Origin of the sequence: Paraburkholderia bryophila (genome assembly GCF_003269035.1) — a bacterium.
GTDB lineage: Bacteria > Pseudomonadota > Gammaproteobacteria > Burkholderiales > Burkholderiaceae > Paraburkholderia > Paraburkholderia bryophila.
Map to the genome: position 1 here is coordinate 61,211 of NZ_QLTK01000002.1, position 26,078 is coordinate 87,288.

The window sequence follows — 26,078 nt, forward strand, 5'->3', positions numbered from 1 at the left end:
CGGCGTTACGTCGCTGCCGTTAGCGCCGCGAAACCGTAGCGGCGTAGGCACAACACCATGGTTTATCGCCATACTTTCAAAATAATTACTTTGCTAAACTGGCGCCGGTTCTTGCCAAGGAGATCACCACATGAAGGTTAAAAAAGCTGCGCTGCTGCTCGCGACACTCGGACTGTTTACCGTTGGCGCGCATGCGCAAGACGCGGGTACGCTGAAAAAGATCAAGGACACGGGCGTCATTTCGCTGGGGCACCGCGAATCGTCGATCCCGTTCTCGTATTACGACGACAAGCAGAACGTCATCGGCTACTCGCAGGAGTTCGCGCTGAAGGTGGTGGAAGCCGTCAAGCAGAAGCTGAACATGCCGAACCTGAAGGTGAAGCTCACGCCGGTCACGTCGCAAAACCGTATTCCGCTGGTGCAGAACGGCACCGTCGACATGGAATGCGGCTCGACCACCAACAATGCCGAGCGTCAGCAACAGGCTGCGTTCTCGAACACGATCTTCGTGATCGGCACGCGCCTGATGACCAAGAAAGACTCCGGCATCAAGGACTGGGCTGACCTGAAGGGCAAGACGGTCGTGACGACAGCCGGCACCACCTCCGAGCGCCTGCTTCGCAAGATGAACCAGGACAAGAGCATGGGCATGAACATCATCAGCGCGAAAGACCATGGCGAGTCGTTCCTGACGCTCTCCACCGGCCGCGCCGCTGCGTTCATGATGGACGACGCGCTGCTCGCGGGCGAGCGAGCCAAGTCGAACACCCCGGCCGACTTCGTGATCGTCGGCACGCCGCAATCGCATGAAGCGTACGGCTGCATGATTCGCAAGAACGATCCGGAATTCAAGAAGGTCGTGGACGACGCGATCGCGAAGGTCGAAACCTCGGGCGAAGCCGACGCGATCTACAAGAAGTGGTTCGAATCGCCGATTCCGCCGAAGGGCCTGAACCTGAACTTCCCGGAAAGCGATGACATGAAGGCGCTCTTCAAGAGCCCGAATGACAAGGCAATCGACTAAACCTTAGCTGTTTTTTTGAAACGCTGAACGGAACGGAAGGGGCCACGCGCTTCTTCCGTTTCTTTTTGCTGGAGTCTTGGTCATGTCATATCACTGGAACTGGGGCATTCTGCTGAGTCCGGTCTCCACCGGCGAGCCGACCACCTACCTCGGCTGGCTGCTGTCGGGCTTCTGGGTGACGATTACCGTGTCGCTGTCGGCATGGGTGATCGCGCTGATCGTCGGTTCGATTTTCGGCGTGCTGCGTACGGTCCCGAACAAATGGGCGTCGGGCGCCGGCACGGTGTACGTCGCGATTTTTCGCAACATCCCGCTGATCGTGCAGTTCTTTATCTGGTACCTGGTGATACCGGAATTGCTGCCCGTATCTATCGGCAACTGGTTCAAGCAACTGCCGCCGGGCGCTCAGTTCTTCTCGTCGTCGATTCTGTGTCTGGGTCTGTTCACCGCCGCGCGTGTTTGCGAGCAGGTGCGCTCGGGCATCAACGCGTTGCCCAAGGGGCAGCGCGCCGCGGGTCTGGCCATGGGCTTCACGCAATGGCAGACGTATCGCTACGTGCTGCTGCCGGTCGCGTACCGGATCATCGTGCCGCCGCTGACGTCCGAGTTTCTGAACATCTTCAAGAACTCGGCGGTCGCCTCGACGATCGGTCTGCTGGATCTGTCCGCGCAGGCGCGTCAGTTGGTCGACTACACGTCGCAAACGTATGAGTCGTTTATCGCGGTCACGCTGGCCTATGTGCTGATCAATCTGGTCGTGATGCAACTGATGCGCTGGGTCGAAGCCAGAACCCGGTTGCCTGGCTATATCGGAGGCAAGTAATGCACCATTTCGACTGGAGCGGTATTCCGGGCGCACTGCCTACGCTGTGGACCGGCGCGGTCGTCACGTTCAAGATCACGCTGATCGCGATCGTGTTCGGTATCATCTGGGGCACCCTTCTCGCGATGTTGCGGTTGTCGTCGTTCAAGCCTTTCGTGTGGTTCGCGAAGGCTTATGTGACGATCTTCCGCTCCATTCCGCTGGTGATGGTGCTGCTGTGGTTCTTCCTGATCGTGCCGCAGGTGCTGCAGAACGTGCTCGGTTTGTCGCCGGATATCGACATTCGTCTCGCGTCGGCCATGGTCGCGTTCTCGCTGTTCGAGGCGGCCTATTACTCGGAGATCATCCGCGCCGGCATTCAGGCGGTGCCGCGCGGGCAGGTCAACGCGTCGTTCGCGCTCGGCATGAACTATTGGCAGGCCATGCGTCTCGTGGTGCTGCCGCAGGCATTCCGCGCCATGGTGCCGTTGCTGCTCACGCAAGGTATCGTGCTGTTTCAGGATACGTCGCTCGTCTACGTGATCAGCCTCGCCGACTTCTTCCGCACCGCTACCAATATTGGCGACCGTGACGGTACGAATATCGAAATGGTACTGTTCGCGGGCGCATGTTACTTCGTGGTCTGTGTGATCGCGTCGAGCCTCGTCAAAGGTCTTCAGAAAAAGGTCGCAAGATGATCTCAATCAAGAATGTTTCGAAGTGGTACGGTCAATTTCAGGTGCTGACCGACTGCACGACGGAAGTCAAAAAAGGTGAAGTGGTGGTGGTGTGCGGACCGTCGGGTTCGGGCAAGTCCACGCTGATCAAGACCGTCAACGGCCTCGAGCCGTTCCAGAAGGGCGAGATCATCATCAACGGCCAATCGCTGACGGATAAGAAAACCAATCTGTCGAAGCTGCGTTCGAAGGTCGGCATGGTGTTCCAGCATTTCGAGCTGTTTCCGCATCTGTCGATCGTGCAGAACCTGACGCTTGCGCAGGTGAAGGTGCTCGGCCGCTCGAAAGACGAAGCCACGGCGAAGGGCCTGAAGCTGCTCGATCGCGTGGGCTTGCGCGCGCATGCGGACAAGTTTCCGGGGCAGTTGTCGGGCGGTCAGCAGCAGCGGGTGGCGATTGCGCGTGCGTTGTCGATGGATCCGATTGCCATGCTGTTCGACGAGCCAACCTCGGCGCTCGACCCGGAAATGATCAACGAAGTGCTCGACGTGATGGTCGAACTCGCGCAGGAAGGCATGACCATGATGTGCGTGACGCATGAAATGGGCTTCGCGAAGAAGGTCGCGCACCGCGTGATTTTCATGGACAAAGGTTTGATCGTCGAAGACGACCGCAAGGAAGACTTTTTCGCGAATCCGAAGTCGGATCGTGCGAAGGATTTTCTCGCGAAGATCCTGCACTGAGTTGCTGTTGGGCCGCGCGGGTGGGATCGCGCGCGGCTTCTTCGGCTGGAAACAGAAAAGCCGCTCCTCGGAGCGGCTTTTCTGTTTCTGTTCCTACTTTATTCAGCGCGAGGGTTTAACGGGGCCCAAGGCGCGATCAGGACTCGAACGCCGCCGTGTCGTCTGCGGCTTCGAGATCGAGTTCGATTTCGGCGAGGGCCGGTTCTTTCGTCTCGTCGGTCGCGGCGATCGTCGTGGCCGACGCCGATGCATCCAGCGCCGGATTGCGCAGCTTTTCAAGCACCGAAGCCGGCACCGGCACGTTGATGCGGCCGATCACTTCGCCGTGCTGGAACATCATCAGATCGCCCGGCTTGAACGCAGTCCAGACTTCGTTATCGGTCAGCGGCTTGGTCGCGATCACCGCGACGCGGTCTTCCGGCGTGGTGTATTTGGCGAAGTCGATCGACACGTCCGCATCGACCAGATGCGCGGTGGAAAACGGCCAGCGCCGCACGATGTAGTGCAGATGCGTCGAGCAATGCGCGAACAGTGCCTGGCCGTTCGACATCAGGAAATTGAATACGCCGAACTGCGTGATTTCGCGCGTGAGGGTTTCGAGCGCGGCGAACAGTTCGTCGAGCGGCGGCTGTTGCGCGCCGGGAAAAGCCTTGCGCAAGCCTTCGAGCAGCGCGCAGAAAGCGAGTTCGCTGTCGGTCGTGCCGACCGGTTGATACACGCCCGACAACACCGGCGAATAGTCTTTCAAGTCGCCGTTATGCGCGAAGATCCAGTGACGGCCCCACAATTCGCGCATGAACGGATGGCAGTTTTCCAGCAGGATGTGCCCTTGCGTCGCCTTGCGAATATGCGCAATGGTGTTCTTCGATTTGATCGGATAGCGCTTGACCATTTCGGCGATCGGCGAGGTGGCCGACGATTGATGGTCGATGAACAATCGGCACGCTTTGTCTTCGAAGAAGGCGATGCCCCAGCCGTCGGCATGATGATCGGTGACGCCGCCGCGGGCCGCGAAGCCGGTGAACGAGAACGTGACGTCCGTCGGCGCGGCGCAGTTCATTCCGAGAAGTTGGCACATGTTGCGGGTAAGCCTGTGAACGGGGCGAGCCGTTACAATGATGATTTTCCAAGCATATCACCGAGCCAGAAGCGCCAAATAGCAAAATTGACGTGGGTTTGTGCCGTAAATGACGGTTTGACCGCATCAATTAGCTTTTTTCGCTGAGCCTCGAGCCCACTCGCCATGACCGCATCCAACGCTTCCATCGACTCCATCACGCTCGCCCGCCCGGACGACTGGCACCTGCACGTTCGCGACGGCGCCATGATGGCCGCCGTTCTGCCGGACACCGCGCGCCAGTTCGGCCGCGCGATCATCATGCCGAATCTGAAGCCGCCGGTGACGACCACCGCGATGGCTGCGGCGTATCGCGAGCGGATCGTCGCCGCGATTCCGGAAGGCGCGAACTTCGAACCGTTGATGACGTTGTATCTCACCGACAACACTCCGCCCGACGAAATCCGCCGCGCGCGCGAAAGCGGTTTCGTGCATGGCGTGAAGCTGTATCCGGCGGGCGCGACGACCAACTCGGACGCGGGCGTCACCGACATCATGAAGTGCGCCAGGACGCTCGAAGTCATGCAGGAAGTCGGCATGCCGCTGCTGGTGCATGGCGAAGTGACGGACGCGTCGATCGATCTGTTCGATCGCGAGAAGGTGTTCATCGACCGTGTGATGACGCCGCTGCGCGCCGCGTTTCCGGCGCTGAAGGTGGTGTTCGAGCACATCACCACGAAAGACGCGGTCGACTATATCCGCGAAGCCGGTGTGGCGCCGGGGCTGCTGGGCGCGACGATCACTGCGCACCATTTGCTGTACAACCGCAACGCGATCTTCCTGGGCGGCATTCGTCCGCATTACTACTGCTTGCCGGTGCTGAAGCGCGAAACGCATCGCGTGGCGCTGGTCGAGGCGGCGACCTCGGGCAATGCGCGATTCTTCCTCGGCACCGATAGCGCGCCGCATCCGAAGGGCTTGAAGGAACACGCGTGCGGCTGCGCGGGTTGCTACACGGCGTTGCACGCGCTCGAGCTTTACACGGAAGCATTCGACAACGCCGGCGCGCTGGATAAGCTCGAAGGCTTTGCGAGCTTCTTCGGTGCGGATTTCTACGGCCTGCCGCGCAGCGCGGAGCAGGTCACGCTGCGTCGCGAGGCGTGGACGCTGCCGGCGGAGTTGCCGGTTGGCGATACGCCGGTGGTGCCGCTGCGTGGCGGCGAGTCGATCGGTTGGCGCCTGGTCTGAAGTTGCCGGCGTTGAGTTCGCTGCCGGTGAGCGAGGTTCAGCACCCGGGCTTCGCCGGGATCGACTGGTCGATGCCGTGGTTTGCGCAGTTTGCCGGGCGCGGCGAGCGTTGGCAGCAGGCTGCGCTAACGAGCTACGCAGCCTTGCTCGCCGAAATGAACGCCGACGCCGCGTTGATGGGGCAAACCACGGGGCGCGGCGAGCGCCTCGCGTTCATTGCGCAAGACGACCTGCCGCCCGGCGCGGCGTACGAGGCGCACATTTCGGCGACCGGCTGCGTGCCGACGCGCCACAATCTGCACGACTTCTTCAATGCGTCCATGTGGTTTGCGTTTCCGCGGATCAAGGCGGCGCTGAACGCGCGGCAGTCGGCGGCCATCGACGTGTTGGGCGTTGGGCCGACGCGCGGCGGCGTGCGCGATACGCTGACTTTGTTCGACGAGAACGCGTTGCTGTTTGCATGCGCCGATCCACTGTTGAGCGACGCGCTGCGAGGCTTCGACTGGCAAACGCTGCTGGTCACCCGGCGCGACGCGTGGGGCGCGAGTTGCGAAGTGCGATGCTTCGGTCATGCGTTGCTGGAAAAACTGATCGCGCCGTTCAAGGCCTGCACGGGGCACGCGTGGATCGTCGACGTGCCGCCCGAGTATTTCGGCTGGACCGACGTTGCGCGGAATGCATGGCTGGACGCATCGGTCGCCACGACTTTGATGAACACCGAAGCGTTGACGAGTCGCATGTTCGCGCCGCTTCCTGTGCTTGGCATTCCGGGCTGGTGGCCTGACAACGAAGCCCCCGGCTTCTATGACGACACGTCGGTATTTCGTTCCGGACGACGAAGCCGTTAATCCCCAATGTATGGCGCGATGCGGGGCGATAGCTGACTGATGTCGAGCTTGCGGCCGGCGACACGGCGAAACCGCGCCTTTGTGACCTTGTCCACCTGGCTATTTCAACCGCCGATGCGGGGCATCCTCCCCACAGGTGTTAAAATCCGGCCCAGCAAAGCAGGCTAGGCAGTCGCGGCCTCTGCGGCTTCGGCCAAGGAGGGCGAGGAAAGTCCGGACTCCACAGGGCAGGGTGATGGCTAACGGCCATCCGTGGCGACACGCGGAACAGGGCAACAGAAAGCAAACCGCCGATGGCCCGGCGCAAGCCGGGATCAGGTAAGGGTGAAACGGTGCGGTAAGAGCGCACCGCGGCTGCTGCAAGGCAGACCGGCACGGTAACCTCCACCCGGAGCAATTCCAAGTAGGCAGGCTAGCATCTTCGAGATGCAGGGCGGTGCCCCCGTCACGTCTGCGGGTAGGAAGCTTGAGCGCGTCAGTAATGGCGCGCCTAGAGGAATGACTGCTACGCGCGCGGCGTTTTCGGACGTAGCGCGTGCACAGAATCCGGCTTATCGGCCTGCTTTGCCACTCAAACAAAAAATGCCGGCGTCCGTCAGGACGTCGGCATTTTCTTTTGCGGTGCGGTTTTTACCCGCTAGCCGAGTCGGCGGTCAGTGCCCACGGTGCTTGTTCCCGCTGCACCGCCGCGCCGAGTGCGCGCTCAACCCGCGACGATGTCGAACGAGTGCGTCAACTCTGCGGTCTTCGCGATCATGATCGACGCCGAGCAGTATTTATCGTGCGACAGATTGATCGCGCGTTCCACGGTGGCTGGGTTCAGGTTCTTGCCGGTCACGGTGAAGTGAAAATGAATCCTGGTGAAAACCTTCGGATCTTCGCTGGCGCGCTCAGCCTTCAGCGTGACCGAACAGCCGGCGATTTCCTGGCGGCTTTTCTTCAGGATCATCACGACATCGTATGCCGTGCAGCCGCCCGTGCCGAGCAGCACCATTTCCATCGGACGCGGCGCCAGATTGCGGCCGCCGCCTTCCGGCGCGCCGTCCATGGCTACCAGATGGCCGCTGCCCGTTTCGGCCGCGAACGCCATGCCGTCTTGCCCCATCCAGCTTACTTTGCATTCCATGCTGTGCTCCACCGCGCTGCGCAATATCGAGACGGCATTGTAGCCCGGTGTTTGCGGATTCGCCCGGAGCGACTTTGGCCGGAACTTATGCGCAATGACGGCTTGCGTGTTGCGCTGCCGCATGTTCAGCCGATTCGGGAATGCCCGGGGTGTTTTAGGGGTTTTACTCTAGACGATGTCTGTTTGAAGCAACGCGCAGACTCACTTTCGTCGTTGATTTATAAGGGATTTTTTAGAATTTCATTGCTGTGACGCAATTGTCACACTGTGAAATCACATTTCATAATGCAAATGTTCTTGCGTCGCACAAGGGTGCCTCATATAATCGGTCCATCGGTTGCAGAAGTTGCGCAACCTCCGCTGTCTCCTCCACCTCCTCCTTTGGTGGATTAAACCCGAACCGCTCGTTCGGGTTTTTTTTCGCCCGCCGTTCTGCGCGTTCATGGTTCCGGTTTGCACCCGATAAGACGCCAAAGCGCATCCAATCACCTCGGCCCAGCCCTGAAATCGACGGATATTTCCACCAACCCCCGTTCGTTTTGACTTGCCGTAGCAAATTCCATTATAATTCAAGGCTTTTCCGCATCCGCGCCCGCGGAGAAAGAACCAGGGAGAGCCTGCACGCGCCTCGATGCGCACACTACAAGCAGGAAAAACATATTGGGCGCAGCAATTTTTTTGGATCGATCATGAAGACGTTTTCCGCAAAAGCCCATGAGGTTACGCGTGAATGGTACGTGATTGACGCGACGGATAAGGTTCTCGGGCGTGTCGCCAGCGAAGTGGCACACCGTCTTCGCGGCAAGCACAAGCCTGAATTCACTCCGCACGTCGACACCGGTGATTTCATCATCGTTATCAACGCCGGCAAGCTGAAGGTCACGGGCAACAAGGCTACTGACAAGAAGTACTATCGCCACTCGGGTTACCCGGGCGGTATCTATGAAACGACGTTCGGCAAGATGCAAGAACGCTTCCCGGGCCGTGCGCTCGAGAAAGCGGTCAAGGGCATGCTGCCGAAGGGCCCGCTCGGCTACGCGATGATCAAGAAGCTGAAGGTCTACGCCGAAGCAACGCATCCGCATTCGGCGCAACAGCCGAAAGCGCTCGAGATCTAAGGGGAGCCCACATGATCGGTAACTGGAATTACGGCACGGGCCGCCGCAAGAGCGCCGTCGCACGCGTCTTCATCAAGGCTGGTAAGGGCGAGATCATTGTAAACGGCAAGCCTATCGCCGATTACTTCTCGCGCGAAACGTCGCTGATGATCGTGCGTCAACCGCTGGAACTCACGAATCACGGCCTCACGTTCGACATCAAAGTCAACGTGAACGGTGGTGGTGAGACGGGTCAAGCCGGTGCGGTTCGCCACGGCATCACCCGCGCGCTGATGGACTACGACGCAACGCTGAAGCCGGAACTGTCGAAGGCTGGCTTCGTTACGCGTGACGCTCGTGAAGTCGAACGTAAGAAGGTCGGTTTCCACAAGGCACGTCGCCGGAAGCAATTCTCGAAGCGTTAATCGTTTCGAGTGCGAGCCGGCTCTCGGACCGGTGCGCTGCAAAAGCCGCCAACGCTTTCGCGAAGGCGGCTTTTTTTGCGCCTTTCTATTGTGGCGGTTGCGCTGCCGCCTGATTTCGTGGGAAGAACCCATTGATTCTGTGGGGTTAAGCACGATATTGAGATCAGCCCTACAATAGCGGCTAGAAGCTTTTTGGAGAGTCCGAATGAACGCAGTCACCGAAACACCCGTGACCGAAATGCCCGCCCCCTTCGTTTTTACCGACGCAGCGGCTGACAAGGTCAAGCAACTGATCGAAGAAGAAGGCAATGCGGAGCTGAAATTGCGCGTGTTCGTGCAAGGCGGCGGCTGCTCGGGCTTTCAGTACGGTTTTACGTTCGACGAAGCCGTCAACGAAGACGACACCGTCATGAACAAGAGCGGCGTCCAGCTGCTGATCGATTCCATGAGCTACCAGTATCTGGTTGGCGCTGAGATCGACTACAAGGACGACATCAACGGCGCGCAGTTCGTCATCAAGAACCCGAACGCTTCGACCACCTGTGGTTGCGGCTCGTCGTTCTCGGTTTGATGGCTGCTGTCTGAGCACGAGCTGTACAAAAAAACGGGGCCTCGGCCTCGTTTTTTTGTTGCCTACACGTACGCCTACGCCACGACGTCGTGCCGATTCACGCCAGGCTCAGCGCGGGTAGATCGCACCCAGCACGCGTTCCGCGGCTGCGCCGGTGACCGCCGGCAGATTGCCCGGCAGCCGCGCCACGCAACGCATTGCCAGCCACGCGAAGGCAAGCGGCTCAACCTGGCTCGGCGGCACGCCGAGCGCCTCGGTGGTCATCACGGGGACGCCGCTGACACCGCTGTCCTCCAGGGCCTGCTGCAATGCCTTCATAATCTCCGGATTGCGCGCGCCGCCGCCGCACACATAGACCGCTCTGGCATCCGATGCATGCCGTTCGATTTCGCGCGCCACGGTCACCGCGGTCAGTGCGACGAGCGTCGCCTGCACGTCGGCCGGGGCAAGCGAGCCGAACGGCTGGAGCTTCGCGTCGAGCCATTCGGGGTTGAACAGGTCGCGTCCGGTGCTTTTAGGCGGTTGTTGCGAGAAGAAAGGCTCATCCAGCAACGCGTTCAGCAGTGTTCGATCCACCTGGCCGGCGGCCGCAAAATGGCCGTTTTCATCGAAGGGCTTGCCGAGATGGCGCTGCGCCCACTCGTCGAGCAGCGCGTTCGCCGGCCCACAGTCGAAGCCGCGCACGCCGCCCGTCGCGTTGAGAATCGTGATGTTGCTGATCCCACCAAGATTGCAAACCACCCGTGTTTCATTTTTCGCGCCAAACACCGTCGCGTGAAACGCCGGCACCAGCGGCGCGCCCTGGCCGCCGGCGGCGACGTCGCGGCTGCGGAAGTCGGCGATTACGTCGATATGCATCATCTCCGCGAGCAGCGCCGGGTTGTTGATCTGCCGCGTATAACCCTTTTCCGGCCGATGCCGCACCGTCTGCCCGTGTACCCCGATCGCGCGCACTTCCGCGGCGGACACGCGACTTTCGCGTAGTAGTTCGTGGCAGCACACCGTGTAGCGGGTGGCGAGCGCGTTAGCCGCCAACGCTTCGCGTTCGATTTCGTTGTCGCCGGGCCGCTGCAGCGCGAACAGCGCGTCGCGCAGGCCGGCTGCGAAGCCCACGAACGCCTCGGCCAGCACCACCGGCTGCTTGCCTGCGGCAAATTTCACGGCCACACCGTCCACGCCGTCCATACTGGTGCCGGACATCAGTCCAAGGTAGACGCCGTCTGCGGTGTCTTGCGCCACGTTGCTGCTCCTGTCGAGGTTCGTTGCGATTGGTTGTAGCAGATTATCCAGCGAAGCGCGGTTGAATATAAAGCGCCGTGAGGCCGACAGTCGGCCCCGCCGTGCAGAAAATGCGCAGAAAGCGCGCCGCGCCGGGCCGCTTGCGACGGCGTCAGTGGGCGCGGCGGCGCGCATCTATGGGACAATCTCTTTTTTTTCGCGACTTCAAGTTTCCAGCATGAGCACCGAGTCCACCAAGCCTACCCCCGCTGCCGTCCTTCCGCTCACCGACGAAGTCCGTCACGCGCTCGCCGTCACCAAGCGCGGCGTCGACGAACTGCTGATCGAAGACGAATTCGCGCAAAAACTCGCGAAGAGCGCCGCGACCGGCAAGCCGCTGCGTATCAAGCTCGGGCTTGATCCGACCGCGCCGGACATCCACATCGGCCATACGGTCGTGCTGAACAAGATGCGCCAGTTGCAGGATCTCGGCCATACGGTGATCTTCCTGATCGGCGATTTCACCTCGCTGATCGGCGATCCGTCGGGCCGTAACGCCACCCGCCCGCCGCTCACGCGCGAACAGATCGAATCGAACGCGAAAACGTATTTCGAGCAGGCCGCGCTGGTGCTCGACCGCGAGAAGACCGAGATCCGCTACAACAGCGAATGGTCGATGCCGCTCGGCGCCGACGGCATGATCAAGCTCGCGTCGCGCTACACGGTGGCGCGTATTCTCGAGCGCGAAGATTTCACCAAGCGCTTCCAGGGCGGCGTGCCGATCTCGATCCACGAACTCCTGTACCCGCTGATGCAAGGCTACGACTCGGTCGCGCTGAACGCCGATCTCGAACTCGGCGGCACGGACCAGAAGTTCAACCTGCTGGTGGGCCGTGAGTTGCAGAAGCAGTACGGTCAGGAACAGCAGTGCATCTTGACCATGCCGCTGCTCGAAGGGCTCGACGGCGTTGAAAAGATGTCGAAGTCGAAGCACAACTACATCGGTATCAGCGAAAAGCCGACGGACATGTTCGGCAAGCTGATGAGTATTTCCGACGTGTTGATGTGGCGTTACTTCGAACTGCTGTCGTTCCGCCCGATGGACGAGATCGCCGGCTTTAAGAAAGAGATCGAAGCGGGCCGCAATCCGCGCGATTTCAAGGTGATGCTCGGTCAGGAGATCGTCGCGCGTTTCCACTCGCAGGCGGACGCCGAGCGTGCGCTCGAGGACTTTAACCATCGCGCGAAGGGCGGCGTGCCGGACGATATCCCGGCGGTGACGCTCGCGGGTGCGCCGCTCGCCATCGGTCAGTTGCTCAAGCAGGCGAATCTGGTGCCGTCGACCAGCGAGGCGCTGCGCAACATCGAGCAGGGCGGCGTGAAGATCGACGGCGCGACCGTGTCCGACAAGGGACTGAAGGTCGAAGCGGGCGAGTACATCGTGCAGGTCGGCAAGCGCCGTTTTGCACGCGTCACGCTGACGGCCTGATCGCGAGCGATCAGGGATAACTCAGCGATGACACGAACGCTGCCGCAGCGAGAATCGAAGTCGGAGCCGCGCCGATGATCGCGCTGATCCAACGCGTGCGGCGCGCGGAAGTGCGCGTGGCCGACCGTGTGACCGGCGCGATCGAAGCGGGCCTGCTCGCGCTCGTGTGCGCCGAACGCGGCGACACCGAGGCCGCCGCTGACCGGCTGCTCGCCAAGGTGCTCGGCTACCGCGTGTTTAGCGACGCGGCCGGCAAGATGAATCTCTCCGTGCAGAATCTGGACGGCGCCGGACGCGCCGGCGGCTTGCTACTCGTGTCGCAGTTCACGCTGGCCGCGGACACCAACAGCGGCCTGCGCCCCAGCTTCACGCCGGCCGCGCCGCCCGACGAGGGCAAGCGCCTGTTCGATTACTTCGTTGCCGCTGCGCGCGGTAAACATCCGGTCGTCGAGACCGGCGAATTCGGCGCCGATATGCAGGTGTCGCTCGTCAACGACGGCCCGGTCACGTTCTGGCTGCAGACCAACGCCTGATTTGCCAGCGGTTTCCGTCAGTAGCAACACGGCGGCGCGCTTGCGTTCGCCTCTCCCTCCAGCCGCTTTTTGCGACAATAGCGGTTCGGCATAACCGGCGAATGGCGCCCACTTTCATTCCATGACCACGCAGATTCTGTTCATCCGGCACGGCGAGACCGATTGGAACCGCATCAAGCGCATTCAAGGTCACATCGACATTCCACTGGCTACAACGGGTCTGGCCCAGGCGCAACGTCTCGCGCGCCGCATGGCCGACGAGGCGAAGCAGGGCGCGCGGCTCGACGCGATCTATTCGAGCGACCTGCAGCGCGCGCAGCAAACCGCGCAGCCGATCGCCGACGCCCTCGGCTTGCCGCTGCAGCTTCGCGAAGCTTTGCGCGAGCGTTCATACGGCGCGTTCCAGGGCCATGACAGCGACGAGATCGCGCTGCGTTTCCCCGATGAATACGCACACTGGCAAACGCGTGACGCCGGCTTCGCGCCGCCAGAGGGCGAATCGCAACGCACGCTTTACCATCGCGTGTTGCATGCAATCGAACCGCTGGTCGCCGCGCATCCGGGTGGACGGATTGCCTGTGTCGCGCATGGTGGCGTGCTGGATTGCGTGCGCCGTTTCGCCTGCGATTTGCCGCTCGACGCGCCGCGTGATTACGCGCTGCTCAATACCAGCGTGAATGTGGTGAATTTCGATAACGGCCGCGCGACGATCGTGTCGTGGGCGGACGTGTCGCATCTCGACGGGCAGAGTTCGGACGACACGTTCAAGAAGGTCCCGGAGCCGGGGCGTTAAGCGTCAGATCGCAGCAGCGCGCGGCAATGCTTGCTCAAGGGGGGGGCGCCTCGCTCATGCTTGCTGTGCAGTCTTGCGACAGTGCGCCTGGCAAGCGTGGCCGGACACTCGGCGCCGAACTCGCACGGTCCGGCCCGAACTCAGGTTGCAGCCGAATTCCAGATACCCGGCAACGGGCTCGACGAATCCGGCGTGGCCAGCCCGAAATGCCGGTACGTGAGCATCGTGGCGACGCGGCCGCGCGGTGTGCGCTGCAGAAAGCCTTGCTGAATCAGATACGGTTCGAGCACGTCTTCGATCGTGTCGCGCTCTTCGCCGATCGCCGCCGCCAGGTTGTCGATGCCGACTGGGCCGCCGTCGAACTTGTGCAGAATCGCTTCGAGCAGCTTGCGGTCCATCAGGTCGAAGCCGACCGCGTCGACGTCGAGCATTTTCAGTGCGGCGTCGGCCACTTGCGCGGTGATGTTGCCGTCGGCTTTCACCTCGGCGAAGTCACGCACGCGACGCAGCAGGCGGTTCGCGATCCGCGGCGTGCCGCGTGCGCGCCTGGCGATTTCGAACGCGCCGTCGGGGTGAATCTGAGCCTTGAGCAATGACGCCGAACGCGTGACGATGCGAGCCAGTTCCTCGGCGTTATAGAACTCGAGCCGCGCGACGATCCCGAAACGGTCGCGCAGCGGGTTGGTCAGCATACCGGCGCGCGTGGTCGCGCCAACCAGCGTGAACGGCTGCAGGTCCAGCTTCACGCTGCGCGCGGCCGGCCCTTCGCCGATCATGATGTCGATCTGATAATCCTCCAACGCCGGGTACAGAATTTCTTCGACGACCGGCGAGAGCCGGTGGATTTCGTCGATGAATAACACGTCGTTGGCTTCGAGATTGGTGAGTAGCGCGGCCAGATCGCCGGCGCGTTCGAGCACCGGCCCGGACGTTTGCCGCAGATTGACACCCATTTCCCGCGCGATGATGTGCGCGAGCGTGGTCTTGCCGAGGCCCGGCGGTCCGAATATCAAAACGTGGTCGAGCGATTCGGAACGGCGCTTGGCGGCCTCGATGAAGATTTCCAACTGGCCGCGCACTTTTTCCTGGCCGACGTATTCGTCGAGCTGGCGCGGACGCAACGCGCGCTCGAACGCTTCTTCGTTCGACGAGACGGGCGTGGCCGCGATGATGCGCTCGGCGGCAAGTTTGTCGGTTTCGATCATCTGGCCATTGTACCGCGCTGGCCTCGTTGCGAAACCCGGCCGAACGGCCAGGGTGCGCTAAGCCCATGGTCTGTGCGAAGCTGTACCGGTCGCATGCAAGGCCTGCGTCCAGAGCGCAGCGTCAGCCTTTGGACAACGCTTTTAGCGCGAGCTTGATACCTTCGGAAACGCCGGTGCCGGCCGGCACGTTCTTGACGGCCGCCAACGCTTCTTTTTCGGAGTAACCCAAGGCGAGCAGGGCGTTCAGGATATCGGAGGCGTGGTCGGAGGCCGACGCCGCACCTGCCATCGCGCCAAGGTCGGCGCCGAGCTTGCCCTTCAGTTCGAGCAGCAGGCGCTCCGCCGTCTTCTTGCCGATGCCCGGCACGCGGGTGAGGCGAGCGGCGTCCTGCATTGTCACGGTCTGCGCCAGTTCGTGCACGCTCATGCCGGACAGCACCGCGAGCGCCATGCGTGCGCCGATGCCAGTGATCTTCAGCAGTTCGCGGAAGGTGGCGCGTTCTTCGGCGGTACCGAAGCCGTACAGCAGATGCGCGTCTTCACGCACGATCATCTGCGTGAGGAGCACGACGCGTTCGCCGGTCGAGGGCAGGTTGTAGAACGTGCTCATCGGCACATCGACTTCATAGCCGACGCCGTTGCAGTCGACGAGCAGATGCGGCGGGTTTTTTTCCAGCAGAACGCCGGCAATGCGACCGATCATGGCGGATTCGATTTCGAGAGAAAGGGCGAGTGTAGCGCAGCGCGTGGGGCGCGCGCGATGCGGTAAGCACAAGCGTGCGGCGCCAATGACGACTGGCAACCGCTGGCGAGCGGCGGCGCCCCTAGCCCACCAACCGCCCACGTCTCACGCGCAAGCCCTTCTTCGCGAGCGCCGGTGCAATACCGCCCAGCGTACTCAGCGTCGTGCCGCTGTGCGCATGGCAGATCGCCATGCCGAGCGCGTCGGCGGCGTCGGTGCCGGGCACGCCCGAGAGGTTCAGCAGCTGCACCACCATCTGCTGCATCTGCTCTTTGGTGGCGCGGCCGTAGCCCACCACGGCCTGCTTCAATTGCAGCGCGGTGTATTCGGCCACCGGCACACCGCCTGCGACCAGTCCGCAAATCGCCGCGCCGCGCGCCTGGCCGAGTAGCAGGGTGGACTGCGGGTTGACGTTGACGAACACTTTTTCGATCGCCGACTGATCGGGCGAGTGCTGGCGAATCAGCGTCGAGATGCCTTCGAAAATGGTGCCCAGACGCGAGGGCAGATCGGCGTCGGCGGTTTTGATGACGCCGCTTGCAACGTAACTGAGCGTGTGGCCGCTTTGATCGATCACGCCGAAGCCGGTCACGCGCAAGCCGGGGTCGATGCCGAGAATTCTCATGAGGTGCCGCAAATGCCGTAAAAACCAGGTGCTTGCGATACTACAACACGCGCGCCGCGTGACGGCCGGCGGGCGGCGAGATCGGCGGAATAAATGCGGCTGCTTGTGCGGTTCAGCGGCAAGGCCGCGATCGCATTCGTGGAGACAAAAGAAAACGGCCCGGCGGGAAACCCGCCGGGCCGTTTCACTGAATTTGCGCTGGTCATCAAAGGCGACTTGCCTTACCGCGAGCCTACCAGGCCGCCGGCACCACCGTCAGACCAGCCCAAACATCAATGCCGGAAGTGACGCACACCGGTCAACACCATCGCGATGTTGTGCTCGTCCGCCGCGCCGACCACTTCGTCGTCGCGCATCGAGCCGCCCGGTTGGATCACACAGGTCGCGCCCGCGGCCACCACCACATCCAGACCGTCGCGGAACGGGAAGAACGCGTCCGAAGCCACTGCCGAACCCGTCAGCGTCAAACCGGCGTTCTGCGCCTTGATGCTGGCGATTCGCGCCGAGTCCACGCGGCTCATCTGGCCGGCGCCGACGCCCAGCGTCATGCCGTTGCCGCAGAACACGATTGCGTTCGACTTCACGTACTTCGCCACGCGCCATGCGAACAGCAGGTCGTCCATTTCCTTCGGCGTCGGGTGACGCTTCGTGACCACACGCAATTCGTGCGGCTGGACGTTCTTCGAATCGAGCGATTGCACCAGCAGGCCGCCGCCCACGCGCTTCAGATCGAACGCGTTGTGGCCGTCGCCCAAGGCGATTTCCAGCAGGCGCACGTTCTGCTTCGCCGCAAACACCTGGCGCGCCGCCGCGCTGAACGACGGCGCGATCAGCACTTCGACGAACTGCTTGGCCACCGCTTGCGCCGCCGCTTCATCCACTTCGCGGTTGAACGCGATGATGCCGCCGAACGCCGACGTCGGATCGGTCTGCAGCGCCTTCGCGTACGATTCGTGCGCATCCGCGCCGATCGCCACGCCGCACGGGTTCGCGTGCTTGACGATCACGCACGCCGGCACGTCGAACGTCTTTACGCATTCCCACGCCGCGTCGGAATCCGCAATGTTGTTGTACGACAGTTCCTTGCCCTGCAACTGGCTGTAGTTCGCCAACGCGCCGGCGGGTACCGACAGATCGCGGTAGAACGCCGCGCTCTGGTGCGGGTTTTCGCCGTAGCGCAGGTCCTGCACCTTGTCGAACGCCAGATTGAACGTAGCCGGGTACGTGTTGCGCGACGCGTGTTGCAATTCGTCGGTCAGGCTGGTCAGGTAGTTCGTGATCGCGCCGTCGTACTGCGCGGTGTGCGCGAATACCTTGGTGGCGAGGCGGAAATTCGTCTTGTACGACACCGCGTTGCTGTTCGCGCGCATTTCGTCGAGCACGACCGCGTAGTCGGTCGGATCGACCACCACCGTCACGTCGCGGTGATTCTTCGCCGCCGAACGCAGCATGGTCGGGCCGCCAATGTCGATGTTCTCGATCGCGTCTTCCAGCGAGCACGCTTCTTTCGACACGGTCTGCACGAACGGGTACAGGTTCACGACCAGCAGGTCGATGGTCGGAATGTCGTGCTTTTCAAGCGCGGCCATATGTTCCGGCAGGTCGCGGCGCGCCAGAATGCCGCCGTGTACCTTCGGATGCAGCGTTTTCACGCGCCCATCGAGCATTTCCGGGAAGCCCGTGTAATCGGCGACTTCGGTGACGGGCAGACCTGCGTCCGCGAGCAGTTTCGCGGTGCCGCCGGTCGACAGGAGCTTGACGCCGAGGTCGGACAGCGACTTGGCGAAGTCGACGATGCCGGACTTGTCGGAAACGGAGATGAGCGCTTGCTTGATCATGATGAAGACGAAAAGCCGAAGGGAAACGTGGCAGGGCGCGAAAAACTACAACGAACTACAACAAACCGTGCTGTTGCAGCTTCTTGCGCAGCGTATTGCGGTTAATGCCGAGATACTCGGCGGCCAGCGACTGATTGCCGCCGGCCTGCTCGAGCACCACTTCGAGCAAGGGTTTTTCCACGCACGAAATAACCATGTCGTAGACGTCGTGCGGATTGGAGCCGTCGAGATCCTGGAAATACATCCCCAGGCTGTCGCGGACAGATTGTTCGATATTGTTCTTGCTCATGCTGCTAGTCGGTCGGTTGGGTCCGGCTCGCCGTTCTCGTTGAGCGTTTCGTCGACATAGACAAGGCGGTCGGAGATCGCCTTTTGTGCGTCGAAGAACTCGTTGACGGCGAGGAGTTGTTCGCGCGTGGTGTCCAGCGTATTCATGCGATGCCGGAACACGTTGGCGCCAGAAAGGCCGCGAGTGTACCAGCCGATGTGCTTACGCGCAGTGCGCACGCCGGTAAATTCCCCATAGAACGCGTAGTGATCTTCGAGATGCTCGTTCATCACCTGCTGGATTTCGTCGATGCGCGGCGGCGGCAGCAACTCGCCCGTTTTCAGGAAATGTTCGATCTCGCGAAACAGCCACGGGCGCCCCTGCGCGGCGCGGCCGATCATGATCGCGTCGGCGCCGGTGGCGGCGAGCACCTCGCGCGCCTTGTGCGGCGACGTAATGTCGCCATTCGCGACCACCGGAATGCGCACGGCGGCTTTGACGGCGGCGATGGTCTCGTATTCGGCGTCGCCGTGATAGAGGTCGGCGCGGGTGCGGCCGTGCACGGTCAGCATGGCGATGCCAGCGTTTTCGGCCAGATGCGCGACGCTCAGCGCATTTTTATTGTCGCGATTCCAGCCGGTACGAATCTTCAGCGTGACAGGTACCGCGTCGGGCCCGACGCCCACCGCGCCGACCACCGCCTCGACGATGCGCTGCACCAGCGGCTCGTTCTGCAGCAGTGCCGAGCCGGCCGCGACATTGCAGACCTTCTTGGCCGGACAGCCCATGTTGATGTCGATGATCTGCGCGCCGTTCGCGACGTTATGGCGCGCGGCTTCGGCCATCATGAGCGGATCGGCGCCGGCGATCTGCACGGCGATCGGCTCGACCTCGCCGGTATGGTTGGCGCGGCGCATGGTCTTCTCGCTTTTCCACAACTGCGCGTTCGAGGCGACCATTTCCGACACCGCATAGCCCGCGCCCAGCCGTTTGCACAGTTGCCGGAACGGCCGGTCGGTCACGCCCGCCATGGGGGCGACGAACAGGTTATTGCGCAGATTGTGGGAGCCGAGAGTGGGCATAACGTGGGCGCGCGGCGCGGCCGATTGCGCAATTTCTGTCAATCGGAGCGTTCGCGAAATGCGAGAGAAAACCACCATTTTAGCGTTAACAGATAGCCGACACTCGACCTGCGTGTGTCGTAACCCATTAAATCTTCTATGAAAGTGGTCCGGTTCATAGAACCGGCATCTCACATGCGATGTACGCCACGCTGCGCAAAAAGGCCGCGCGGCGCGAGCGGGCGGCGCACCTAGCGGCGCTGGCCGAACATCATTTGACGCGCCAGCGCGGTTTTCACCGGCGGCACGAATTCGAGCGCGGTGAGCGCGAGACCGCGCACGATCGCAAGGGGGGCGAAGTCGACGGTGAACAGGCGCGCGAGCGTGTCGGTCGCGCCGATCGTGAGGCGCCGGTCGAGCGCGCGGCGCTGCGCGAAGGTGGCGAGCGCGAGCGGTGTGGGGCCTTCCGCCGACAGCGCGTCGGCGAGCGAGTGCGCGTCGCGCAGGCCGAGGTTCAGCCCTTGGCCGGCCACCGGGTGGAGGGTCTGCGCGGCGTTGCCGATGGCGACGACGCGGCCCTGGACGAGCGTCTCGACCGCGTTCAGGCCCAACGGGAACGACGCGCGGCCTTTGATCTGCGTGAAGCGGCCCATGCGGTCGCCGAACGCGGCGCCGAGTTCGCTCAGGAAATCGGCGTCGCAGAGTTGCGCGCGGCGGGCGGCTTCTTCCGGCGCGCAGCACCAGACCAGCGCGTAGTCGGCGCCGCGTACGCCGCCCATTGGCAGCAAGGCGATCGGACCTTGCGAGGTGAAGCGCTCCCAGGCCACGTGCGGTTGCGGCGTCGAGACGGTTACCGTGCCGACCAGCGCGGTTTGTCCGTAGTCGCGCGAGCCGCTTTTCGCGCCGTATTTGGCGGATTGATTCGCGGTCTCGGCGTCGAGGTTTGCGGCGTTTGGTTGGGGCGCGTTTTCCGCGATGTTTTCGGCCGCGTCCGCGCTAGCAGCACGGTTGCGTGCCGCCCGCTCGCCCGATTTGTGATCGCCGAACAAGCCGCCTTCGGCATTCACCAGAATTCGCGTGCGCAAGGTACGCGCAACACCCGCCGTTTCGATCGGCAGCGTCACGCCGTCATGTTCCTGAGTCGGCGCCGCGGCCGAGGTCGAGCGAAACCAGTGCACCGGACTCGCATGCACGGCTTCGGCGAGACCATGCACGATCGACCCGTAGCGCAGCACATAGCCCAGCGCCGGCAAACCGTGCTCGGCGTGATCGATCAGCGTGCGGCCGAAATGCCCGCGCTGCGACACGTGAATACGCTGGATCGCGGTGGCGTCGGCGGGCCAGCGCAGCGGTTCGAGAATCATCCGGCTGCCTTGCGAGACGGCGATTGCGCGCGGATCGGCGATCGAATCTTCCGGCTCGCGCGCGTCGACCAGTGCGATCTTCAGCGCCTGGGTCGCGCTGCGGCGCGCCAGCCAGCCGGCCAGCGCCAGCCCGACCGGTCCGGCGCCGACGATCGTCACGTCGAAATCGTATGGATGGGCGGCCGAGGCGGGCTTCAGAATCACCGTCGACGGGGAAACATCGTTCATTGCGGATTACTTCCTTGTTTCGTGGGCCGCGCGGGCTTCCTGCATCAGCGCCTCGATCTCGTCGGCGGCAACCGGCACGTCGCGCGTGATCAGCTCGCAGCCGGTCGGCGTGACGATCGCGTCGTCCTCGATACGGATACCGATGTTCCAGTAGCGCTCGGGCACGCCTTCCGTCGGGCGGATGTACAGGCCGGGCTCGATGGTCAGCGTCATCGACGCCTGCAAGGTGCGCCACGGCAGCACGCCGGCTTCGTCGCGCGGCGCGCCGCGCTCGCGGTAATCGCCGACGTCGTGCACGTCCATGCCGAGCCAGTGGCCGGTGCGGTGCATATAGAACGGCGCGTAGGCGCGCTCGGCGATCACGTCGTCGACGCGCGCGAACTTTGCGCGGTCGATGATGCCAGTGTCGAGCAAGCCTTGCGACAGCACGCGCACGGCCGCCTGATGCGGATCGTCGAAGGTGGCGCCGGCGCGGGTCGCGTCGACGGCGGCCTGCTGCGCGGCCAGCACGATGTCGTACAGTTCGCGCTGCGCCGGCGTGAAGCGGCCGCTGGCGGGAAACGTGCGGGTGATGTCGGACGCGTAGCCGTCGAGTTCGCAGGCTGCGTCGATCAGGATCAGGTCGCCGTCCTGCGCGACCGCGTTGCCGGCCGGGTAGTGCAGCACGCAGGCGTTGGCGCCCGCCGCGACGATCGACGTATAGGCCGGCGCCTGCGCGCCGAATTTGCGGAACGTGTAGAGCAGTTCGGCTTCGAGTTCGTATTCGCGGATGCCCGGATGGCAGGCGGCCATCGCGCGGCGATGCGCCTGCGCCGAAATCTGCCCGGCGCGGCGCATGACGGCGAGTTCGTGGTCGTCTTTGACGAGCCGCATCTCGTCGAGCAGCGGGATCAGATCGCCGGCGGCGGTGGGCGTCGCGACGCCGCTGCGGCCCTGCGCGCGCACCGTGTCGAGCCAGCCGCGCACCTGTTCGTCCAGTTGCGCCGAGCTGCCGAGCGCGTAGTGCAACGACGGCTTGTCGGCGAGCAGCCGCGGCAGTTGCACGTCGACGTCGCCGATCGCGAACGCGGCGTCGAAACCGAATGCCGTGCGCGCGCCGTCGGGGCCAAAGCGGAAGCCTTCCCACGTTTCGCGCTCGACGTTCTTCTCGCGGCAGAACAGCACCGACGCCGGCTCGCCGGACGCGGCGCTGGCGTCGAGCACCAGCAGCGCCTCCGGTTCGGTGAAGCCGGTCAGGTAGTAGAAGTAGCTGTCGTGCCGGTACGGATAGTCGGCGTCGCGGTTGCGCAGCGCTTCCGGCGCGGTGGGAACGATGGCGACGCCGCCGCCCGTCGCGCGCAGCGCGGCGAGTACGCGCTCGCGGCGCGTTCGGTAGACGTCGATGGCGAGGGTGGGTTCGGTCGGCTGGTTCATCGTGCGATTGTAGCGCCCAATGCGCGGACTTATTTTGTGCGGATACGGGTCGCAGCGTCGCCGCGCCGCTGTTGCAATCCATCCACAGCGAGTCTGCATGCGGCTTGCGAAGAGACGCCGGTACGCTCGCGAAGGCCGCCAAGCACTTATACTTTCGCCGGATTCAGACAAAGGCAGATGGTAATGATGAAACTCATCGGTTCGCTCGGCAGCCCGTACGTGCGTAAAGCGCGGATCGTGCTGGCCGACAAGAAGATCGACTACGAACTGGTGCCCGAGAACGTCTGGGCGCCCGACACCACGATTCACACCTTCAATCCGCTCGGCAAAGTGCCGTGTCTCGTGATGGAAGACGGCGAAGCGGTGTTCGACTCGCGGGTGATCTGCGAATACGTGGATACGCTCTCGCCGGTCGGCAAGCTGATTCCGCAGTCCGGCCGTGAACGCGTGGAAGTGCGCTGCTGGGAAGCGCTCGCCGACGGGATTCTGGACGCGGCGGTGCTGATTCGCCTGGAAAGCACGCAGCGCGCGCCGGCGTTGCGGGTGGACGCGTGGGTGGCGCGCCAGCAACGCAAGATCGACGAAGCGCTGATCGCGATGTCGCAGGGTCTGGGCAGCAAGACGTGGTGTGCGGGCAATCACTACACGCTCGCGGATATCGCGGTGGGATGCGCATTGGGTTATCTGGATTTCCGCATGCCCGAATTGAACTGGCGCGAGTCGTATCCGAATCTGGATAAGCATTTCCAGAAGCTCTCGTTGCGTCAGTCGTTTATCGACACGGTGCCGGCGAATTGAGTTGCGGATTGAATCACGCAGGCTGGAAAGGTTGAGTATTGCAAAATGCTGTCACTCAGGCTTCCAGAGTAATGAATTAAAGCTTACGTTTGTGGTAAAAATGCGCCTGCCCGTCAGGCGCATTTTTTTGTCTGTCGCGTGGCGTAATGGTTTATGCAATCAACATATTCGGCGAAATGGCCGGTGAATTGCGGCCATTGCGAATCGGCGTCGCAGGAGAAAGCGCGCCGCTCAGATCAATAACTCGCAGAGAGACTTCCACCATGAAACCGTATCGCTTTGTCATTGCCGCCTCCGCATTTGCGATGTTTGCCGCCTGCTCGAATGTCGGTAACGTCGATCCCTCCGCGCTGATCAAGTCCGGCCAGATGGCCACCCAGGCCGCCACACTGAGCGACGCCGACGTGCGTGCATTGACCGACAAGTCCTGCGCGCAACTCGACGGCGAAAACAAGATCGCCGCCGCGAACAGCAAGTACCAGAAGCGCCTCAACAAGATCGCCGCGCAACTTGGCGACAACATCAACGGCACGCCGGTCAACTACAAGGTGTACATGACCAAAGACGTCAATGCGTGGGCCATGGCCAACGGCTGCGTGCGCGTCTACAGCGGCTTGATGGACATGATGAACGACAACGAAGTGCGCGGCGTGGTCGGTCATGAAATGGGCCACGTGGCGCTCGGTCACACGAAGAAGGCGATGCAGGTGGCGTATGCGACCTCGGCGGTGCGCGGCGCGGCGACCTCGGCGGGTGGTCTGGCGGGAACGCTGTCCGGCTCGCAACTCGGCGATTTCTCCGAGAAGCTGATTAACGCGCAATTCTCGCAAACCCAGGAAAGCGCCGCCGACGATTATTCGTTCGATTTGCAGAAAAAGAAGAATCTGGATCCGTCGGGACTGGTGACGGCATTCAACAAGCTTGCGCAACTGGATGGCGGTAAATCGAGTATGTTCAGCTCGCATCCGTCGTCGCCGGAACGTGCACAGCATATTCAGCAGCGGATTGCTTCGAATCAGTAACGGGGTATGAATGAGAAACGCGCGCTGCTGGTATGCCAGCAGCGCGCGTTTTTGTTTCTGGCGTTATTTCTCGTGTCGCTTGCCGTTACGGCGTTTTACGGCGTCGGTTAATGCCCGGTCCAAATGCAAATCCAAACGCCAATAGCAGCAACGACACCGCCAGCACCGTGTTATTGCCGCTCGTGACATAGGGTGTGCTGCCGGACGTGCCCTGCACCGTCACGTCGAGCGAGCCGATCGTGAAAGGCTTGAGGCGGCCGAGCACGCGGCCGTTCGCATCGATCGCGGCGGTCATGCCGGTGTTGGTGGCGCGCAGCATCGGCCGGCCGGTTTCCAGCGAACGCATGCGCGCGATCTGCAGATGCTGGTCCAGCGCGATCGTGTCGCCGAACCAGGCGAGGTTGGTCGAATTGACCAGCACGCCGGCCGGCGTTGCGCTTTCGCGAATGCTGCGGGCAATCTCTTCGCCGAAAATGTCTTCGTAGCAGATGTCGACCGAGACCGGCTGGTTGTGCACCATGAACGGCTTCTGCACCGGCGCGCCACGGAAAAAATCGCCGAGCGGAATGTTCATCAGATTGACGAACCAGCGAAAGCCCCACGGCACGAACTCGCCGAACGGCACGAGGTGGTGCTTGTCGTAGCGGTACACGTCGCTGGAGCCGGGCGTGACGCCGAACAGGCTGTTCGTGTAGTCGATCAGCTGACCTTCCGGCGTGACCGTGCCGCCGAGTGCGCCGAACAGAATGGCGCTGCCGGTCGAGTCCGAAAAACGGCGCACCGCCGACGCGAACGGCGCCGGCAACTGCTGGACGAACACCGGAATCGCCGTTTCCGGCGTGACGATCAGATCGGCGGGCTTTGACGTGATCATTTGCTGATACATGTCGATCGCGGCGCGCATGCCGGATTCTTCGAACTTCATCTCCTGTTTGACGTTGCCTTGCAGGAGACGCACGGTCAGCGGGGCGTTGGCGGGCACGGTCCATTGCGCGAGCGGCAGCAGCAGGCCGGCCGCGATCAGCGCCAGCGCGATGACACCGGGCAATGCGGCGCGGGCGCCGGTAGGTTTGCCGTTCGGCTGGCCGCCGTCAGCCGGGTTGCGATGATTCCCGCCGGCACCGACAGCCCCGACAGCAGTTCCGCTCGCGCGGCGCAAAGCCGTCAATTGCGTGAGCGCCTGCACGATCAGCGCGGCGACCAGCGCCAGCATCCAGCCCACGCCATACACGCCTGCCACCGGCGCAAAGCCGGCGAACGGCCCATCCACCTGCGCATAACCGCTTGCGAGCCACGGGAAGCCGGTGAACACCGTGCCGCGCAGCCATTCGCCGATCGCCCACGCGCTCGCGAACGCCAGCGCGCCATGCCAGGTCGGCGAGAACGGCGTGCGGTCGTCCGCCGCGCCGTTGCGCGCATGACCGGCGCAGAACGACCACAACGCAGCGGCGAATGCCGGATAAATCGCCAGATACAACGAAAACAGCACGACCGCCGCGCCGGCGAGCGGCGCGCTCATGCCGCCGTAGAAATGCATGCTGACGTACAGCCACCACACGCCGCTGACGAAGTTGCCGAAGCCGAACGCGCCGCCCGTGAGGGCCGCGCTTTTCCAGCCGGTGCTGCGCGTGAGCCACGCGAAGTAAAACGCAAAGATCGCGAGTTCGAGCCAGCCGCCGTGCGGTGTCGGCGCGAATGAAAGCGTATTGACCGCGCCGGCGACGGCGGCAACGAGGTAATGCCAGCGGGGTAGCGCGCGGCCGCGGACGTCTTGAGCGGCAGAAGCGCTCACGCCGCGGCGCGAACGGGAAGTTATCGGGTCGGCCATTGTTGCGCGGTCGGCGTGAGGTGTTGAGGAAGCGA

26 protein-coding genes and 1 other RNA gene are annotated in these 26,078 nt (G+C 62.8%); 15 read left to right on the forward strand and 12 right to left on the reverse strand.

Annotated elements, in window-relative coordinates; translation table 11 throughout:
* Nucleotides 1-130: 130 nt before the first annotated feature.
* The 4 genes from BX591_RS03785 to BX591_RS03800 all read left to right on the forward strand — a co-directional run bounded on the left by BX591_RS03785 (nt 131) and on the right by BX591_RS03800 (nt 3,246).
* Nucleotides 131-1,024 (forward strand): glutamate/aspartate ABC transporter substrate-binding protein, encoded by an 894-nt coding sequence (locus BX591_RS03785; RefSeq protein WP_111929418.1) that lies wholly within the window; start codon nt 131-133, stop codon nt 1,022-1,024.
* Nucleotides 1,025-1,106: 82 nt separating this feature from the next.
* Nucleotides 1,107-1,847: an amino acid ABC transporter permease gene (locus BX591_RS03790; RefSeq protein WP_111929419.1), complete on the forward strand. Its 741-nt coding sequence runs from the start codon at nt 1,107-1,109 to the stop codon at nt 1,845-1,847.
* Nucleotides 1,847-2,524 (forward strand): glutamate/aspartate ABC transporter permease GltK, encoded by a 678-nt coding sequence (gltK, locus tag BX591_RS03795; RefSeq protein WP_111929420.1) that lies wholly within the window; start codon nt 1,847-1,849, stop codon nt 2,522-2,524. The genes BX591_RS03790 and gltK overlap by 1 nt, the downstream gene beginning before the upstream one ends.
* Nucleotides 2,521-3,246: an amino acid ABC transporter ATP-binding protein gene (locus tag BX591_RS03800; RefSeq protein WP_007180417.1), complete on the forward strand. Its 726-nt coding sequence runs from the start codon at nt 2,521-2,523 to the stop codon at nt 3,244-3,246. Before gltK ends, BX591_RS03800 begins: the two co-directional genes overlap by 4 nt.
* Before the next feature lie 136 nt (nt 3,247-3,382).
* On the opposite strand, the gene BX591_RS03805 is transcribed toward BX591_RS03800, so the two are convergent.
* On the reverse strand, nt 3,383-4,324 hold the full coding sequence (locus BX591_RS03805) for a class II glutamine amidotransferase (protein ID WP_111929421.1): 942 nt from the start codon (nt 4,322-4,324) through the stop codon (nt 3,383-3,385).
* 165 nt (nt 4,325-4,489) lie between these two features.
* Here BX591_RS03805 and pyrC point away from each other — a divergent pair, with 165 nt between their 5' ends.
* The 3 genes from pyrC (at nt 4,490) to rnpB (ending at nt 6,969) form a co-directional block, all read left to right on the forward strand.
* Nucleotides 4,490-5,551 (forward strand): dihydroorotase, encoded by a 1,062-nt coding sequence (gene pyrC / locus BX591_RS03810; RefSeq protein ID WP_111929422.1) that lies wholly within the window; start codon nt 4,490-4,492, stop codon nt 5,549-5,551.
* Nucleotides 5,552-5,622: 71 nt separating this feature from the next.
* Nucleotides 5,623-6,399, forward strand: a complete 777-nt coding sequence (locus tag BX591_RS03815) for a DUF3025 domain-containing protein (RefSeq protein WP_111929888.1) — start codon at nt 5,623-5,625, stop codon at nt 6,397-6,399.
* A gap of 156 nt (nt 6,400-6,555) precedes the next feature.
* Nucleotides 6,556-6,969: RNase P RNA component class A (rnpB, locus tag BX591_RS03820), an RNA gene on the forward strand.
* Nucleotides 6,970-7,102: 133 nt separating this feature from the next.
* On the opposite strand, the gene BX591_RS03825 is transcribed toward rnpB, so the two are convergent.
* Nucleotides 7,103-7,525: an OsmC family protein gene (locus BX591_RS03825; RefSeq protein WP_035549512.1), complete on the reverse strand. Its 423-nt coding sequence runs from the start codon at nt 7,523-7,525 to the stop codon at nt 7,103-7,105.
* 689 nt (nt 7,526-8,214) lie between these two features.
* On the opposite strand from BX591_RS03825, the gene rplM reads away from it, so the two are divergent.
* The 3 genes from rplM to erpA all read left to right on the forward strand — a co-directional run bounded on the left by rplM (nt 8,215) and on the right by erpA (nt 9,618).
* Nucleotides 8,215-8,643, forward strand: coding sequence for a 50S ribosomal protein L13 (gene rplM / locus BX591_RS03830; RefSeq protein WP_020069304.1), 429 nt, complete (start codon nt 8,215-8,217; stop codon nt 8,641-8,643).
* Between the two features lie 11 nt (nt 8,644-8,654).
* Nucleotides 8,655-9,047 carry a 30S ribosomal protein S9 gene (rpsI, locus tag BX591_RS03835; protein WP_111929423.1) on the forward strand — a complete coding sequence of 131 codons (393 nt, stop codon included), beginning with the start codon at nt 8,655-8,657 and terminating at the stop codon, nt 9,045-9,047.
* A gap of 205 nt (nt 9,048-9,252) precedes the next feature.
* A complete protein-coding gene (gene erpA / locus BX591_RS03840) occupies nt 9,253-9,618 on the forward strand; it encodes an iron-sulfur cluster insertion protein ErpA (protein ID WP_035548542.1) in 366 nt (121 codons plus the stop codon).
* 108 nt (nt 9,619-9,726) lie between these two features.
* Here erpA and BX591_RS03845 read toward each other — a convergent pair whose 3' ends face one another.
* Nucleotides 9,727-10,857 carry an anhydro-N-acetylmuramic acid kinase gene (locus BX591_RS03845; RefSeq protein ID WP_111929424.1) on the reverse strand — a complete coding sequence of 377 codons (1,131 nt, stop codon included), beginning with the start codon at nt 10,855-10,857 and terminating at the stop codon, nt 9,727-9,729.
* A gap of 217 nt (nt 10,858-11,074) precedes the next feature.
* Between BX591_RS03845 and tyrS the strand changes: the two genes are divergently transcribed.
* The 3 genes from tyrS (at nt 11,075) to BX591_RS03860 (ending at nt 13,651) form a co-directional block, all read left to right on the forward strand.
* Nucleotides 11,075-12,325, forward strand: a complete 1,251-nt coding sequence (gene tyrS / locus BX591_RS03850; protein WP_111929425.1) for a tyrosine--tRNA ligase — start codon at nt 11,075-11,077, stop codon at nt 12,323-12,325.
* A gap of 74 nt (nt 12,326-12,399) precedes the next feature.
* On the forward strand, nt 12,400-12,858 hold the full coding sequence (gene dtd, locus BX591_RS03855) for a D-aminoacyl-tRNA deacylase (protein ID WP_111929426.1): 459 nt from the start codon (nt 12,400-12,402) through the stop codon (nt 12,856-12,858).
* Between the two features lie 121 nt (nt 12,859-12,979).
* Complete coding sequence (locus BX591_RS03860; RefSeq protein ID WP_111929427.1) at nt 12,980-13,651, forward strand: histidine phosphatase family protein; 672 nt, start codon at nt 12,980-12,982, stop codon at nt 13,649-13,651.
* Between the two features lie 140 nt (nt 13,652-13,791).
* Here BX591_RS03860 and ruvB read toward each other — a convergent pair whose 3' ends face one another.
* The 8 genes from ruvB to BX591_RS03900 all read right to left on the reverse strand — a co-directional run bounded on the left by ruvB (nt 13,792) and on the right by BX591_RS03900 (nt 22,395).
* Nucleotides 13,792-14,856 (reverse strand): Holliday junction branch migration DNA helicase RuvB, encoded by a 1,065-nt coding sequence (gene ruvB, locus BX591_RS03865; RefSeq protein WP_111929428.1) that lies wholly within the window; start codon nt 14,854-14,856, stop codon nt 13,792-13,794.
* 121 nt (nt 14,857-14,977) lie between these two features.
* Nucleotides 14,978-15,559, reverse strand: coding sequence for a Holliday junction branch migration protein RuvA (gene ruvA, locus BX591_RS03870; protein WP_111929429.1), 582 nt, complete (start codon nt 15,557-15,559; stop codon nt 14,978-14,980).
* 121 nt (nt 15,560-15,680) lie between these two features.
* Nucleotides 15,681-16,223, reverse strand: a complete 543-nt coding sequence (gene ruvC, locus BX591_RS03875; protein WP_111929430.1) for a crossover junction endodeoxyribonuclease RuvC — start codon at nt 16,221-16,223, stop codon at nt 15,681-15,683.
* Nucleotides 16,224-16,495: 272 nt separating this feature from the next.
* Entirely contained in the window at nt 16,496-18,061 is a 1,566-nt protein-coding gene (purH, locus tag BX591_RS03880) for a bifunctional phosphoribosylaminoimidazolecarboxamide formyltransferase/IMP cyclohydrolase (RefSeq protein WP_111929431.1), read from the reverse strand.
* A 55-nt stretch (nt 18,062-18,116) separates the two neighbouring features.
* Nucleotides 18,117-18,350 (reverse strand): Fis family transcriptional regulator, encoded by a 234-nt coding sequence (locus BX591_RS03885; protein ID WP_007180440.1) that lies wholly within the window; start codon nt 18,348-18,350, stop codon nt 18,117-18,119.
* Nucleotides 18,347-19,411, reverse strand: a complete 1,065-nt coding sequence (dusB, locus tag BX591_RS03890) for a tRNA dihydrouridine synthase DusB (RefSeq protein ID WP_111929432.1) — start codon at nt 19,409-19,411, stop codon at nt 18,347-18,349. The genes BX591_RS03885 and dusB overlap by 4 nt, the downstream gene beginning before the upstream one ends.
* 230 nt (nt 19,412-19,641) lie before the next feature.
* Entirely contained in the window at nt 19,642-20,982 is a 1,341-nt protein-coding gene (locus tag BX591_RS03895; protein WP_111929433.1) for a UbiH/UbiF/VisC/COQ6 family ubiquinone biosynthesis hydroxylase, read from the reverse strand.
* Between the two features lie 6 nt (nt 20,983-20,988).
* A complete protein-coding gene (locus BX591_RS03900; protein ID WP_111929434.1) occupies nt 20,989-22,395 on the reverse strand; it encodes an aminopeptidase P N-terminal domain-containing protein in 1,407 nt (468 codons plus the stop codon).
* Between the two features lie 183 nt (nt 22,396-22,578).
* Here BX591_RS03900 and BX591_RS03905 point away from each other — a divergent pair, with 183 nt between their 5' ends.
* Both BX591_RS03905 and loiP read left to right on the forward strand, forming a co-directional pair.
* On the forward strand, nt 22,579-23,193 hold the full coding sequence (locus tag BX591_RS03905) for a glutathione S-transferase C-terminal domain-containing protein (protein WP_176343020.1): 615 nt from the start codon (nt 22,579-22,581) through the stop codon (nt 23,191-23,193).
* Nucleotides 23,194-23,456: 263 nt separating this feature from the next.
* The gene (loiP, locus tag BX591_RS03910; protein ID WP_111929436.1) at nt 23,457-24,215 is read left to right on the forward strand and encodes a metalloprotease LoiP; all 759 of its coding nucleotides are present in this window, start codon (nt 23,457-23,459) and stop codon (nt 24,213-24,215) included.
* Between the two features lie 85 nt (nt 24,216-24,300).
* On the opposite strand, the gene lnt is transcribed toward loiP, so the two are convergent.
* Nucleotides 24,301-26,043 carry an apolipoprotein N-acyltransferase gene (gene lnt / locus BX591_RS03915; RefSeq protein ID WP_111929437.1) on the reverse strand — a complete coding sequence of 581 codons (1,743 nt, stop codon included), beginning with the start codon at nt 26,041-26,043 and terminating at the stop codon, nt 24,301-24,303.
* Between the last annotated feature and the right edge of the window lie 35 nt (nt 26,044-26,078).

What these genes read in the sequence shown, in the direction of transcription:
- BX591_RS03805 (WP_111929421.1), bottom strand. Translation starts at nt 4,324, where the DNA reads ATGTGCCAACTTCTCGGAATGAACTGCGCCGCGCCGACGGACGTCACG.
- ruvA (WP_111929429.1), bottom strand. Translation starts at nt 15,559, where the DNA reads ATGATCGGTCGCATTGCCGGCGTTCTGCTGGAAAAAAACCCGCCGCAT.
- BX591_RS03860 (WP_111929427.1), top strand. Translation starts at nt 12,980, where the DNA reads ATGACCACGCAGATTCTGTTCATCCGGCACGGCGAGACCGATTGGAAC.
- dtd (WP_111929426.1), top strand. Translation starts at nt 12,400, where the DNA reads ATGATCGCGCTGATCCAACGCGTGCGGCGCGCGGAAGTGCGCGTGGCC.
- rplM (WP_020069304.1), top strand. Translation starts at nt 8,215, where the DNA reads ATGAAGACGTTTTCCGCAAAAGCCCATGAGGTTACGCGTGAATGGTAC.
- erpA (WP_035548542.1), top strand. Translation starts at nt 9,253, where the DNA reads ATGAACGCAGTCACCGAAACACCCGTGACCGAAATGCCCGCCCCCTTC.
- BX591_RS03815 (WP_111929888.1), top strand. Translation starts at nt 5,623, where the DNA reads ATGCCGTGGTTTGCGCAGTTTGCCGGGCGCGGCGAGCGTTGGCAGCAG.
- ruvB (WP_111929428.1), bottom strand. Translation starts at nt 14,856, where the DNA reads ATGATCGAAACCGACAAACTTGCCGCCGAGCGCATCATCGCGGCCACG.
- ruvC (WP_111929430.1), bottom strand. Translation starts at nt 16,223, where the DNA reads ATGAGAATTCTCGGCATCGACCCCGGCTTGCGCGTGACCGGCTTCGGC.
- BX591_RS03785 (WP_111929418.1), top strand. Translation starts at nt 131, where the DNA reads ATGAAGGTTAAAAAAGCTGCGCTGCTGCTCGCGACACTCGGACTGTTT.
- loiP (WP_111929436.1), top strand. Translation starts at nt 23,457, where the DNA reads ATGAAACCGTATCGCTTTGTCATTGCCGCCTCCGCATTTGCGATGTTT.
- lnt (WP_111929437.1), bottom strand. Translation starts at nt 26,043, where the DNA reads ATGGCCGACCCGATAACTTCCCGTTCGCGCCGCGGCGTGAGCGCTTCT.
- pyrC (WP_111929422.1), top strand. Translation starts at nt 4,490, where the DNA reads ATGACCGCATCCAACGCTTCCATCGACTCCATCACGCTCGCCCGCCCG.
- BX591_RS03900 (WP_111929434.1), bottom strand. Translation starts at nt 22,395, where the DNA reads ATGAACCAGCCGACCGAACCCACCCTCGCCATCGACGTCTACCGAACG.
- rpsI (WP_111929423.1), top strand. Translation starts at nt 8,655, where the DNA reads ATGATCGGTAACTGGAATTACGGCACGGGCCGCCGCAAGAGCGCCGTC.
- tyrS (WP_111929425.1), top strand. Translation starts at nt 11,075, where the DNA reads ATGAGCACCGAGTCCACCAAGCCTACCCCCGCTGCCGTCCTTCCGCTC.
- gltK (WP_111929420.1), top strand. Translation starts at nt 1,847, where the DNA reads ATGCACCATTTCGACTGGAGCGGTATTCCGGGCGCACTGCCTACGCTG.
- BX591_RS03790 (WP_111929419.1), top strand. Translation starts at nt 1,107, where the DNA reads ATGTCATATCACTGGAACTGGGGCATTCTGCTGAGTCCGGTCTCCACC.
- BX591_RS03885 (WP_007180440.1), bottom strand. Translation starts at nt 18,350, where the DNA reads ATGAGCAAGAACAATATCGAACAATCTGTCCGCGACAGCCTGGGGATG.
- BX591_RS03800 (WP_007180417.1), top strand. Translation starts at nt 2,521, where the DNA reads ATGATCTCAATCAAGAATGTTTCGAAGTGGTACGGTCAATTTCAGGTG.
- BX591_RS03825 (WP_035549512.1), bottom strand. Translation starts at nt 7,525, where the DNA reads ATGGAATGCAAAGTAAGCTGGATGGGGCAAGACGGCATGGCGTTCGCG.
- BX591_RS03895 (WP_111929433.1), bottom strand. Translation starts at nt 20,982, where the DNA reads ATGAACGATGTTTCCCCGTCGACGGTGATTCTGAAGCCCGCCTCGGCC.
- dusB (WP_111929432.1), bottom strand. Translation starts at nt 19,411, where the DNA reads ATGCCCACTCTCGGCTCCCACAATCTGCGCAATAACCTGTTCGTCGCC.
- purH (WP_111929431.1), bottom strand. Translation starts at nt 18,061, where the DNA reads ATGATCAAGCAAGCGCTCATCTCCGTTTCCGACAAGTCCGGCATCGTC.
- BX591_RS03905 (WP_176343020.1), top strand. Translation starts at nt 22,579, where the DNA reads ATGATGAAACTCATCGGTTCGCTCGGCAGCCCGTACGTGCGTAAAGCG.